The organism is Sphingobacterium sp. UGAL515B_05, from assembly GCF_033097525.1.
GTDB lineage: Bacteria > Bacteroidota > Bacteroidia > Sphingobacteriales > Sphingobacteriaceae > Sphingobacterium.
In genome coordinates this window covers 1,509,403-1,523,296 of the sequence record NZ_CP109907.1, presented here as the reverse complement: position 1 = coordinate 1,523,296, position 13,894 = coordinate 1,509,403, and the positions used below count along the sequence as shown (strand labels likewise).

Here is a 13,894-nt window from a genome sequence, read left to right as displayed (position 1 = left end):
ACTAAATTGATATGACTAAATCGTTTATTAATTATTTCCAAATAGAGGTATTTATGTTTCCTTTTTGTGTATCATTTAGATCAGGAAAAAATGTGAAGCCGGTTGCTTTTTCAAGATCGCTTACCGTCAATCTATAATTTTCGAAGGTTACTCCTGAAGGAGGGGTTTCATTGTTTATCTTATAGGCAAGAGTATAATATTCGGACCCTTTCTTCATGGCTAATGCTTTGAAGTAATATTTGGGTTTGGCGATATCTTTTCCGTCGTTGTCTTGCGCAAAGTCCAACACGGTGTTGGTGCTTGTGGTAGGCATTGCTCCTGTGACGACATACATCGTGTCACATTGTGCCGTCCAGGTTCGGACTTTCGTTTCTAGGTTTGCCCATATCCCTTGGTTGAGACGTGAAGCTTGTGCTGTCATGTTGGTAAAATAAAACGTTGTTTTATTTTGGGTGGTATTTAAGTTGCGGTCTGCACTTGGCAATTGGTGGCCTCTATCGTAGCCTGTTGGCTTGAAACCATTAAATAGATTAGGTTGAAACGCAGTAGAGACTTGTGGGTCATATCCCCAAGCATCGGTACGATTGCCCGATCCGAGGATGCTGCTGTATAATGGGTAAGCTACCCAATATGCCATTTTTAACTTTTTGTCATAGAGCATCGCATAGTTTCTGCTGTCGCTCGCGTCGGGCATGAAATGCTGTATAAATACTTCATCATTGCCTAGCTTGCTCATTTTGGGAATTTCCAGATAGGCTTGGGTATCGCCGATTCCACCACTTGGCTTACCATTATCAATTTTAATATCAAAACTATATTGATTTCCGGCAGTTAGTTTTTTTAAGTTCTGGTCTTGTGGAATGGTCCATGTATAGCTGTCGCCATTGGAGGCTACAAATTTGATCGCCTTTCCAGTGATATCTTCACCGGGAAGCAACATAAATTCCACACGGGCAGTTTTATTGGCGTTTGTAGTTACTTTTCCCTGGATATCTTTTTTGTCAGTCGAGTTAACAGTCAGTTTTCCCGTTGTTAAGTCAAATTCTCCTTGTGTGCTTATGGCCGGCATCTTTACCGTAATTTGGTTTGCTTCCAAAGCAGCGGTATTGGTAATAGATAGATTAATGCTGATTTTGCTCAATTGTCGTACGAAAGTGAGCGGAATGGTATTGTTGCTTTTATCGATGTTTTTGGCGTTGTTTGCGTACATCAGATCTAAAGCTACTGGATTTGACTGATCACTTAAATCGATTGGATATTGAAAACCTGTTAACGATTTGTACGGATAGTATGCAATGAAGTCTACTTTTTCTGCGGGTAAAAAGATTGAACTACTGCTTTGAAAGAGCGAACCTTTAAAAGTGAACAAGTGATTGTTGACCTGGTCAATAAGAGTGGCTGATGCCAAAGGTTGACCTGATCTGTACATAAATACACCGATTTGGTCATTCTGGTCCCAGGAAGTTCCGGTAGCTTTTGTGTTGATTTGACCGACAATAGTCGGGGTAAATTGTACTGCAGCCTGCTCAATTCGAGATTCAGTTTTCTGACATGAATTAAATGTAAGCAATGCAATCATAAAATAAGCTATTCGCAACATATTCTGTCTTCGAATAGTTATGATCTTGTTAATCATATTGATAGTTAGTGTTTGTTAATAAAGTAATGACAAAAATACTTAAGTTAAGTTAAATTAATGTGAAGCTTTTATATTCTTTTGTGTAATTAAATGTTTGGTTGATGTATCAGTTTGATTTTTAGGTATATTTGTTGCGATTTTAATTGTGTTTTGATGAATCCCATCTGGTTTAGAATATTTTTGGTGTTTTGCATGCCATTTCTTATGCTGTTAAATAGTTGCAATGACAAAAAAGATACTGCGATAGAGAAAGATAGCAGAGTTGTGTTGGTTTATATCGGGGCCAATAATAACTTGGTTTCAGATGCTTACAATAGTATTAATGCAATGGAAGAGGGAATGGTTGGATTAGATGCTGATGTGTATGTATATGCGGCATTGGCTGGTACTACGCCTAAAATCTATAAAATTGTTGCTGATCAGAGTTCAGAAATAAAGAGCACGGTCATCAAAACGTATGGTGATCAGGATTCAGCAAATCCCGTTGTGATGAAACAAATTCTGCAGACCATGAAATCCTATGTTGGAGGTCGCCCAGCGGGGCTTGTCCTGTGGTCACATGCAACAAATTGGTTGCCGAATGTTGGGGTCAAGTTAATGTCGTTTAATGAGGATAGGGGTAACAAAACTGAGCTTCGCGATTTGCAGGAAATCATTCCTTCGGGCCTGGACTTTCTCCTATTTGACGCCTGTTCCATGGCAAGTGTCGAAGTATTATATCAACTTCGCGACAAGGCCAAGTATACAATAGCTTCTCCAGCGGAAGTCTTATCAACAAGTATGCCTTATCATTTGGTCTTAAAGAACTTGGTCGACCCTGATCTTGAGCGTGGACTGAAATCTACTGCGGAAACATATTTTAATTTTTATAATCAGTTGACAGGACGCTATCGATCTGCGACTATTTCTGTGGTCAATAATGCATATTGGCCGGATCTTGCAAATAACGTTCACGATGCACTGACCAGAGCCCCGCTCACAAGGATCTATCGCGATAACTTACAGCGACTGGATTTTGATGAAAAATCCTTGTCGGCAGGTTTTGATTTTCTTGATTTTGTTCATCAGCATTTTTTGCCGTCTGCGACAACCACTATTGAGGCTTCAGTGTCGAAATTGGTTATCTATAAGGCGAATACGGCAACTTTTCTAGGTAAACCCATTTTGCGATTTTCCGGATTGTCCTGTTATGTCCCCAATGATTTAAATAAGTGGATACATCCCTATTATAATACGCTTCAATGGGCTAAGGATAGCGGCTTTAATTCTTTTGTAAAGGAGTAAAAGCAAGCTATCATTTTCTTCACTTTTCCCTGAAATCAGGTAGTAAAGTGCGTTCTCGTTTTTAATAAATTTGTCAATAGGAAAAAAATAGCACAATGTTTGCTGTTCATGTCAAAACATATATTGATTTGACAAATTATTAATCGTTACAACGTTGTAATGGAAGAAGTATTTAAAGTAAAAGGAAAATTGAAAAGATTTTATACGATGATCTGTGCCGTTGTAATGGCGTTTACATTATCGAGCTGCTTTGATTTTGTTGAGCAGATCGACTTAAAAACGAATGGTTCTGGGCATATTGCAGCGACATTGAATTTAAGTAAAAGCAAAACCAAGGTAGCTTCTTTAATGAAGATGAAAAGTATCAAGGGAATTCAGATCCCTTCTCAGGCCGATATGGAGAAAGAGATCCGCTCTGCTGTTCAACTACTGAAACAGACTAAAGGAATTTCCAATGTGCAATACACAACGGATTTTACCAATTATATCGTTAATATTTCATGTGATTTTAGTCAGATAGAATCGTTGAATGCCTTTTCAGATATATTGGCAAATCGATTTAAAACAAAGATATCGAATTCAAACCGCTATCATTATAATGCACAGACTAATGTGTTTGAGCGCAAATTTGTAGCTTCTGCTGACTGGAAGACAAAATTCAATCAGTTGGGAAGCGATAATACCACCCAGTTTTCAGATGCATTCTATACACAGATTATTCGTTTTGAAAAACCGATAGCATCTCAGGCAAACGGCCTGGCAAAGGTTGCCGGAAATAAGAAAGGAGTTTTGCTAAAGCTACCTTTTATGGATTTGGTATATGGTAAATCGAGCTTGGCAAATAAAATCACATTAACAAAATAACCTAATAACGTTGGTGAAACCGAGACCATATTTAGTTGCTGAAAGCGCTGCTATAGCATAGGTTGGGTGTAGCTGAAAAATTATTATAAAATGAAATCAAAATTTATATTGGTAGGATTAGCCTGTTTGTCTTTTGGGACAAGTATAAAGGCGCAGGACTTGATCAAACAGATCCCCGAAGATGCAGAAATGATTGCGGCTTTCAATATGAAAGATATTGTACAGAAGGCTAATGCAAATAAGCTGAACGAGTTGCTTCAGAAAACTGGTTTTTTTGAGAAGTCGGGAATTCCTGCAAATAGGGATATTAAAAATCTAGGTGTAGACCTGTCTCAGACCGCTTATTTTTATACAAGGAAAACTGACAGTATAAGCTTTACGGAATTCATATTTCCTTTAAACAATAAAGGGCAATTTGAGAAATTGCTTCATGAGGCTGGTGAGCCGAAAGCATTTGCTAATGGATATTTAAGCGTCGGTCTAAAACCAGGTAGCATGTTGGTCTATAATGATCGGATTGCTCGATTTATTTCGGCGACGACGAATACCACCTTTTTAGACAATGATTCAATTGCTAGTCGGTATGGAATCAAAAAGGTGGATTACGTCGCGCGCCCGTCTGACGATTATGATGCATGGGCAGATACGACAGTTGCCGCTGTGGATTCAGTTGCCGAGGTTTGGGATGAGGATGAAAAACCGCTTGCCGTTCCGGTAGCACCGCCAGTTGCTATTGCCGTTGAACCCGATACAATCGCGGCCGCTGCGACGGAAGTATTACCACCGGTTGTTGATATCGCTGCGGGTGATCCCGTTGAAATGCATGATCCCAGTTATTATGATTCGCTTTATACGGCCTATGAAGATCAAAACAGAAAAAATGATTCTATTCGTACTGGTTTGCGCGATAAATGGTTGTTGAATGAAGCGTCCCGTTTGCTTTCAGGAAATTATAAGTCCCTGTCAATTTCAGATCAGGAGAAAGTTCTAAAAAATCTGGGACTTATTCGATTGTATGTTCCTCATGTAGAGGATCTATATCGTGGTCTATTGCCTTATACCACCTCTCTTCCTTATTATTACATGGGGATCAAACTGGATAAGTTCAAGACCGGTTATCAAGATGGTCTATTGGATTTAGTGCAAGAAGGAAATGTGTTGAAGTTAAAAGGGTCTGTAGGCTTAGATAAAAGTTTGGCAGAGATGACAAAAAGAATGTATGCGAGAAAACCCAATGCGAAGTTCAGTAAATATTTAACCGATAAGACTTTGGGGTTTTTTAATGTGAACATTAATTCAGAAGCGTATTTAAGAGAAATGCCGGCTTATATGGCTAAGTATTACAGTGGTTTGCTTGGTCCGCAACAAGATGTTGTGGAGTGGGGGCTGATGGCGCTTGAAATAGCATTAGATGAAAAGGCCATTGCTCAGGTGATGCCTGGAGACCATTTGGTTGTCGTGAACGGTCTTCGGAAGTTCAAAAAAGACTATATCGATTACACCTACGACGATGATTACAATGCAACCGAAGTGAAAAAGACGAAGGAAGAAACACTTCCTGTATTTATTTGGATGTTTACATCAAAGGATCAACGTTTGATAAAAAAGGGGTTGGAAATTGCCGTTTCAAAGCAAGTTGGGCAGGTCTATGACGGCATTTATGCCTTTTCAAAACAGAAAGCCAAGGACTTTCCAATGTATGTTCTCCTGAAAGAGGATTTGGTAATGGTCAGTAATGATTCGTTGGCCTTGAATGATATCCGTCAGAATAAGATGAACGCTTCTGTAAATAAGGATTTTGTGAAGCTTATGAAGCAAAATAAGATGTCTGCGGCTATGGATCTGCAAAAGCTACCTGGAATGTTAAAGGAAATGGGGGTTGCACCTGGTAAACAATGGGAAACAACACTGGCACAACTCAATCAATATGGCAGTACCGCAATTACTTCAAAGGGCGTAGTGGGTAACCGTGCCGAAGTTGAAATGTCGACAAGATTGCCGCAGACCAGTGATGGTGCGATCAGTTATTTACTTGATCAAATCTTGGCTGAATTAAATAAAAAGTAACTAAAATAGGGTGCGAAACAATTTTATTGCACCATTGTTTGGGTTTCTTTTGTAATATTATGGTTATATTTTTATAATGTTAAAATAATATTAAGATCGTTTGCTTTGTTTATGGTACTTTTGACGTTTAATAAATTAAGTTAACAGACAAAAAACGATTTTATACATCACGATATGGGGATATTTTCAAAACTGTTTGGAAACAAAACTCAGGAATCAAAAGTAAAGGTTGTCGGTAAATTGGCCTTCTTGGAGGTAGATATGCATAACCATATCCTTCCTGGAATAGATGATGGAAGTCAATCAATTGAACAATCATTAGTATTGTTGAAAGGGCTTGGCCGAATGGGCTTCGAGAAATTTATCTGTACACCGCATATTATGGATGGCGTACATCCAAATTCGATTCGTACGATTGAAGCTGCGAAGGACAAATTACTGGCTGGCATCGCTGGCCTGCCTAATATGCCGGAAATTTATGCTGCAGCTGAGCATATGATAGATGACGGAATAGTGAATCTCATCGGATCGAATGAACTCTGTGTTATGCCCGGTGGATATGTACTTATTGAGATGTCCTATTTACAAGAATCCAAAGCGTTATTTCAGACCATATTGGATATACAAAATCTTGGCTACCAGCCTATTTTGGCACATCCGGAACGTTATAATTATTATCATTATAACTTTAATATGTATAAACAGATTAAGGACGCCGGTTGCATGTTACAGTTAAACTTGTTATCTATCAGCAGGTACTATGGTGTTGAAGTAAAATCTGCAGCTTTAACGATGATTAAATCTGGAATGTATGATTTTGTGGGTTCAGATGCACATCATGAACGCCATTTGGCCGCTTTGGAAGATGTGGTGGCTAAATATCCTGTACGTGATTTACTCAAAACATGTACCATATTGAATCCGACCTTGCAAGACCATTTGGGAACTAGTAAGAATGTAATTGCTACTGGCTAGCATCAAATTATAGTCATTGGAAAAAGAGATACCTTTTAAGGTATCTCTTTTTTTGTGACAATTTTATCGTTCCTAGCAGATACTGCCTGTTTTTAGTCCAGTTAATCTACTTTACAGTAAGGACGTATTTTAAAATTTTACGAGGGATTCTTGGATGTTACCTGCTGTTTGTGGGTGCTTTAGTTAATGTAGATTATTTTCGAACGTGTTTGTGTTTTGCCCGTATGGATATTTCGAAAATTTGGCTACTTTTGGTTTTAGCATTTTTCATATGAGAGGAAATAGAATTTTTATTCAAGACTGGATAGCACACCATACTTATCAAAAAACAAATGAAATAGATAGTTATTATTTACGTGTTGCAAATGAAATCAATGATAGTTTATCTACATTATGGTTTGAGGAGCAAGAGACAAATGATCTTATACATACAGATGCTTTAAAGACATTGAGTATCTATCTGACCTGTTACTTAGAAGACGTGATTGCAAAAACAGGAATTTTTGCTGCTTTTAGGACGATCCATACAGAACTATACAATCAACTTTTACCTTTTTATAGTGATAATGACCTAACGGATTATTATGCTGAGGATATCAATAGTGAAGATATTGCCGTATTGACCTGGTTGTTTTTCAGTGAACGTAACCCACATTTGTTTATTGATCCCCGTGGCCGTCTGATTCAATTGGTTACAGATTTGGCCTATTCGATCTTGGAAGAACATTATGAAGTTGCTCCTGAAAATGAAAAGTTAAAACTAGAATATGCTTTGGACGAAGGGGCCAACTATTTTGAAGTCCGTAATTTTATTGAAAAGCTTGTCGCTACAAATTACCTGACAGCAGGTGAATATAACACCAATCTCAATCATTTGATGCAAGTTGCGGAGATAGGGCGATATCAACACGATCAGAATCAGTTACAACAGATGGTCTATCGTGTTCGAGATAATCATTTCAATAATTATAGGCTACATCTGTTTGCATTGAAGGCATCTGAATTTGTAGCTGAGGTGATTGGCAAAGAACATGCGCTATATGATATTGTCAAAACCTTAGGTAATCGTATTAATAGCTTTTTTGACTATGTAAAAACGGACGAGCTTTATGTGCATGTAAAACATATCGGTACAAAGACTGCATTTAAAATCTTTAAGGACTCTATACAGCAATTTGTTGAACCTACAGAAGCCTTATCTTTCTATATGGAAATTGTACCATGGAAAGATGCCTGGAATCTGTCAGGAATTATGACCGTTGTCAATACCGACGAAGTAAATTTTGATTTACCGGAACAATATGAGATGACTTATCGCATTGAGGCCTTGAATGGCAAGGATAAGAGCTTGAAGAAAACAGAAAAGCAGCTGAAAGATATGGGTAAATTATTCCAGTCTGAGCATAAGGCGGCTGTTGCGTTTATGGAAGGAAAAGACGTGAAGGAATTTGCAACGGATTTCTTCAAAAAATATCAACAAAAATATCCGGGCAAAGAGGAGTCTCCTCTTCCGGAATCAAATTTGGATCTTACAAAAGATGCGAAAGTCACGGTATTCTTTAATCCGAAGACAGGATTAGAAGTTTTTGGTGGTATAGAAGAGTTTTTTCCATTAAAAAATAACGACTTTGTGGAGAAAGGTAATCAAAATGACGTGCCTTATGCACGATATTTTTTGAATCTTTTGGTTGAGGATTTCTTTCCGAGCGAGTTGCCTAAGTACTATGTCAATCTATTTAAGGCGGAAGTGGATAAGCAATTTTTCTTTCCAGTGGACTATGCGGTACTTGATTTCTTTCTCCGTTTCTATAAACGAGCGACTTACTTCTTGGGACCATTTCCGTTGTTAAAATAGAAAGCAGTATTGTAATCAATAGAAATAAATAAAAATTCCATGGCATACATGTCATGGAATTTTTTTATGTATTTAAGTCAGGTTTTTCTTTGCTGTAGAAGATGGCGTGGTCTCCTGACCATTATTTTGTTGATCGAATACTCCATGCACTTGTGTTAATTTAATATAAATTGATTATAACTAAATCGTTATCACTTGTTAGCCTTGGGTTTGTAGGTCGTATATCCTGTGTATTTCATGGGCATATTTTAAAAAATTCTCACTAAACTTGTAGGATCAATTATAAGTGATGAAGCATGCCTATTGAAAATAATAATGCCTTGGATTTTAAAACTTTCTTCTTGCTGTATAAGGACAAAGTGTATAAATATGCGTATTTACACCTGAAAGAAGAACCAGCTGCCGCAGATTTGGTCCAGGAAACATTCTCCCGAATTTGGAAAAAATGGGCAGAATTGGACGGCGATAAAAATCCACAATCCTATCTCTATACGATTGCCCGCAATCTTGTATTTGATGAGCTTCGGAAACAAAAGGTGAGATTCCAATTTCAGGCTACAGATATCGATCAAACCAAATTGGTAGACAATTCAAATGAGGAAGCTATTCGGTTTAAAGATTTGGAGCGAGTTTATCGCGAGGCCATTTCAAAACTCCCAAAATCGCGACTTGAAATTTTTCTTTTGAGTAAAGAAGAGTTTTTGGATAATCATGAGATTGCTGAAAGGCTCGGTATATCTGTGAATACGGTCCGTGACCAACTGGTTAAAGGAAATAAGTTTGTGCGCCAATATATTCTTGATCATTTTGAGATTTCAATAGCCCTATTGATTTTTTTAAATATTTTTTAGAGCCGCATCGTCTTCCGGTCATCTAGGTACGTATATGTATTTAAAGATGGGCATAGATGATGAATTCCAAAATAGCTGCTTTATATAAAAAATTCCTTAAGGGAGAACTTAGTCCCGAGGAAAACACCATATTTCTTGATTTGCTGACTTCTTGTGAGAGGGATGAGCTTCCGGATGTGGAAGAGGTGGTTGCGCTAGACGATCGTGATTGTGAGCTGAACAAAACAATTTCTGAAGATATTTTCTTTACAATCACCGGAACCTCGTTGACGCCGCCCGTAATACCTATTTGGAAAAGACGTTGGTCTGTCATTTCCGCTGCCGCTTGCCTACTGTTTATCGGTCTTGCTTGCCTATTTCAATTTAAATTTAAGGAACAACATGTGACTAGGGCTTCTGAAATTGTTCATTATTCCAATCCGACAAAATTTGTTAAGCAACTTGTATTGCCCGATGGTACACATGTTTCTCTTCGGCAAGGTGCGCATATTGAATTGTTGTCAGATTTTGATGCAGATAGTTTACGTCGGATAAAGCTTTCGGGGGAAGCATTTTTTGAGGTGGCTAAGAATGCTGAACAACCTTTTGTAATTGCCAGTTCTGGGGACTTTGATGTACGTGTATTAGGCACAGCATTTAATTTAAATTGTTCTGAGGGGCGTAGCAGTCTGGTGTTGAATCATGGTAAAGTACGCGTTTCGCGCGGCGGGCAATATTCATTTGTTACCCCTGGCCAAAAAGTCGCCTATGATGCGCGACAAAGACAATTTGATGTAGCCAAAACGGATACGAGCACTGCATCGAACTGGAAGAGTGATCTCTTGTCATTTAATCAAGTTCCACTCACGCAGATAGTAGATGATCTAAATAATCTTTATCCGGATAGCCAACTCGAATTGATAGACTCCTTCCGGACTGAAAGTTATACCGGTTATCTACCGGCTAGCGATTTGGAAAAGTCGCTCAAGATGCTCAATACTGCATTTAATCAAACAATTATCCATAAAAAGTAATTTATGAAAAGAACCAATTACTATTTAAAACTCATGGGAGGAGCTTTGCTATTCCAAACGCTCGCGCTTCAGACCATGGCCTCACAATTTTCTAGCAGTGAAGGAATCGGGAAAATCCTCACGCGAATGGAACAGAAATTCAACGTTAAATTTGGTTATGACGCTTCGATCTCGAACCAAAAGATCAATGAATCCGCTGACCTTGATAAATTGAAAAAGGAACAAATTGTTCAATTTATACAGACGATTTCGGACGGAAATCTTGAGGTCAAAAAAATTGATGAAAAGCTTTATGTGATCTCGAGAAAAACCGGCGCTGATGCAAGGGTGAAAAACGAAAAACCGGTTTCTAATACAGCCAAAGAGATCAATGGTAGGGTTGTAGATCAAGAAACGGGGCAGCCTATCGCTGGTGTAACCGTACGTGTTAAAGGCAGTACACAAGTAACAACGACCGATCAGCAAGGCACTTTTCGATTTGTCAATGTGGCAGACGATGCTATTTTATTGGTCTCCTATATTGGTTATCAAACAAGTGAAGTATCCGCTTCAAATGCTGATGTTATTAAGTTAGGCAAATCTTCCGAAGAGCTTGGTGAAGTTGTTGTAACGGCACTGGGTATAAAGAGAGAACAAAAAGCACTGGGATATGCAACGCAAAGCATTAAAGGTGATGATCTGACGCGTGTAAAGGGGGTTGATGTAGGAACCACATTGACCGGACGTATTTCGGGTGTCCGTGTTTTGAACAGTACGGAGTTTAACAGTACACCCCAAATCCAAGTAAGGGGATTAACACCTATTTTGGTGATCGATGGTGTCGCCTATGAAAATCTTACTCTACGTGATGTGCCGGTAGATAATATCGAAGATATGAACGTTCTGAAAGGTGCAACCGCAACGGCCTTGTACGGTAGCATGGGGGCTGGTGGCGCCATTATGATTACGACAAAAAAGGGACTTGCGGAAAAAGGAACGGAGATCTCCGTCAATAGCAATAACATGTTTTTTTCGGGTTATCTAGCTTTGCCCGAGGTACAACATGGGTACTCTTCAGGTGAAGGAGGAAAGTTTAATAATGATGATTATGTGTGGGGAGATAAACTGGATATTGGGCGTACAGCCAAACAATGGAACCCACAGACAAAACAACTAGAAGAGATGGAGTTGCTTTCACGGGGCAAGGACAATTTTAAGAATTTCCTTGAGCCGGGATTTATATCTAATAATTCCGTCAGTTTTACCAATCAGGGTGAACACGGAAGTATTAGAACATCGATAAATCATATCTATAATAAAGGGCAATATCCAAACCAAAAGTTGAATATGACAAACATGTCTGTCGCTGGGCAGACTAAGATTAGCGAAAAAGTTGATATAGAAACGCGTCTTGCATATAACCGTCGTTCAGCAACAAGTAATTTTGGCGCAGGATATAATGATCAGGGATATATTTATAATATTCTCGTGTGGACCGGGCCTGAGTATAATTTACAGGATTACAAAGATTATTGGTTGATTAAAGATCAATCTCAAAATTGGATGTATAAAGCTTGGTATGATAATCCTTATTTAACGGCCTATGAGAAGGTTACCCCTGAGCTGGTTAATAAGATGAACGCTGCCTTGACCTTGAATTATAAGGTTTCTGATTGGGGGAAACTTATGGTACGTACAGGATATGATTATTATGGACAAAGACGAGAGCAACGCAATCCAATGGGGATTTATGGTACGAGGGGCGGATATTCCGGCTTTGACAGTAAAGGAAAGTATTGGATGCAAAATCAAGACGGTTTTAGTACAACAAATGACGTAATCTTTACAGCGAAAAAGAAAGTTGGTGATTTTGGCTTCGACGGATTATTGGGCGGTGCTCTTTTTTATCGACGTGACAATGCAGTTACAGCTACGACAGTCAATGGGTTATCGATTCCAGGCTTTTACTCACTTCGAAACTCAATTGATCCAGTGTCGACTGTTGAAAGTAAAACAAAAGAAATGGTCAACAGCACCTATGGACGCCTTTCTGTTTCCTGGCGTAATGCTGTTTTTGTAGAAGCGACAGGACGTAACGATTGGTCTTCGGCTTTATCTAAAGAACAACGTTCCTATTTTTATCCTTCAGTTTCAAGTAGTATAGTCGTAAGTGATCTTATAGGAAATAAGCCAGCTTGGTTGGATATGTTTAAAATCCGTGGATCTTGGGCCGTTACGAAGACAGTACCTTCTCCATATGAAATAAACCAGGCCTTTACAATTAGCAACAATGTGTGGGATGGATTGCCAACCGCTTCTTATCCGAATTCAATCAAGGATTACTCCATATCACCTACGCAGCGCGATTTAACAGAGTTCGGTTTTGATTTTGGATTATGGAAAAATCGATTCTATGGTAATTATACCCGCTATTATCGTCTACTACATAATGTAACAACTTATGCAACCATATCGGGGTCATCAGGTTTTACTTCGCGGTTAATTAATACGCAAGAGGAGAAAATGACCAAAGGCCATGAAATTACATTGGGTACGGCTGCTATCAAAAAGGAAAATTTCCAATGGGATATTATTTTAAATATGTCGCAAAACTTGGAATTCTTCCACAAGCTTGATCCTGTTTATTCTGCAGATGCATTATACGTTAAAAAGGGAGCTAGGACGGATTATATTACAGTAAAGGATTGGGAAAGATCGCCTGACGGTCAGATTGTTAACAATGCTTCGGGAATGCCAATATCTGCAAAATATGCTGCTCAGTTGTATGGTTATACTGCACCAAAATGGTTCGGTGGATTGACAAATCAATTTCGTTACAAAGACTTCTCGCTTTCTTTGAGTGTTGACGGTCGAATAAAAGGAATGTCTTATTCAGGTATGAACGCTCGTTTATGGCAGACTGGTGCGCATCCTGATTCAGACAATCCATATCGTTACGAAGAGGTCGTTAATGGTAATAAAACGTTTGTTGCACCTGGTGTGAAGATCGTTTCAGGAGGTGTTACGTATGATAAATACGGACAAATTGCAGAAGACACGCGTGTTTTTGCAGACAATGATAAAGTAGTTTCTTATGAGACCTATTGGAAATCTGCGTATTCTGGAAGACGTAATTATTGGGATGAGACATTTATTAAACTTCGCGAGCTATCGCTCAATTATCGCGTCCCTGAGAAATTGGCATCTAAATTTAAAGCTAAGCGTGCCAGTGTCGGTGTTACTGGGCAGAATTTGCTTCTTTGGACAAAAGAATACCGTTTTTCTGATCCAGATGTAGGTTCAGAAGATTTGAACTCGCCATCTATGCGTTACATAGGTTTTAATTTAAATGTAACTTTCTAAAAAC

The 13,894-nt window shown here is 38.6% G+C and carries 9 protein-coding genes; 8 read left to right on the top strand and 1 reads right to left on the bottom strand.

What is annotated here, in order from left to right:
• Positions 1–31: 31 nt before the first annotated feature.
• On the bottom strand, positions 32–1,636 hold the full coding sequence (locus OK025_RS06170) for a fimbrillin family protein (RefSeq protein WP_317668724.1): 1,605 nt from the start codon (positions 1,634–1,636) through the stop codon (positions 32–34).
• A gap of 207 nt (positions 1,637–1,843) precedes the next feature.
• Between OK025_RS06170 and OK025_RS06165 the strand changes: the two genes are divergently transcribed.
• The 8 genes from OK025_RS06165 to OK025_RS06130 all read left to right on the top strand — a co-directional run bounded on the left by OK025_RS06165 (position 1,844) and on the right by OK025_RS06130 (position 13,890).
• Positions 1,844–2,923 carry a clostripain-related cysteine peptidase gene (locus OK025_RS06165; RefSeq protein ID WP_317668723.1) on the top strand — a complete coding sequence of 360 codons (1,080 nt, stop codon included), beginning with the start codon at positions 1,844–1,846 and terminating at the stop codon, positions 2,921–2,923.
• Between the two features lie 159 nt (positions 2,924–3,082).
• Positions 3,083–3,787, top strand: a complete 705-nt coding sequence (locus OK025_RS06160) for a hypothetical protein (protein ID WP_317668722.1) — start codon at positions 3,083–3,085, stop codon at positions 3,785–3,787.
• Positions 3,788–3,877: 90 nt separating this feature from the next.
• Positions 3,878–5,854 carry a hypothetical protein gene (locus OK025_RS06155; protein ID WP_317668721.1) on the top strand — a complete coding sequence of 659 codons (1,977 nt, stop codon included), beginning with the start codon at positions 3,878–3,880 and terminating at the stop codon, positions 5,852–5,854.
• 174 nt (positions 5,855–6,028) lie between these two features.
• A complete protein-coding gene (locus tag OK025_RS06150) occupies positions 6,029–6,829 on the top strand; it encodes a tyrosine-protein phosphatase (RefSeq protein ID WP_317668720.1) in 801 nt (266 codons plus the stop codon).
• A 271-nt stretch (positions 6,830–7,100) separates the two neighbouring features.
• Entirely contained in the window at positions 7,101–8,684 is a 1,584-nt protein-coding gene (locus OK025_RS06145; protein WP_317668719.1) for a DUF3843 family protein, read from the top strand.
• 296 nt (positions 8,685–8,980) lie between these two features.
• Positions 8,981–9,535 carry an RNA polymerase sigma-70 factor gene (locus OK025_RS06140; RefSeq protein WP_317668718.1) on the top strand — a complete coding sequence of 185 codons (555 nt, stop codon included), beginning with the start codon at positions 8,981–8,983 and terminating at the stop codon, positions 9,533–9,535.
• 56 nt (positions 9,536–9,591) lie between these two features.
• The gene (locus OK025_RS06135) at positions 9,592–10,548 is read left to right on the top strand and encodes a FecR family protein (protein ID WP_317668717.1); all 957 of its coding nucleotides are present in this window, start codon (positions 9,592–9,594) and stop codon (positions 10,546–10,548) included.
• A 3-nt stretch (positions 10,549–10,551) separates the two neighbouring features.
• A complete protein-coding gene (locus OK025_RS06130) occupies positions 10,552–13,890 on the top strand; it encodes a SusC/RagA family TonB-linked outer membrane protein (RefSeq protein ID WP_317668716.1) in 3,339 nt (1,112 codons plus the stop codon).
• Positions 13,891–13,894: the final 4 nt, after the last annotated feature.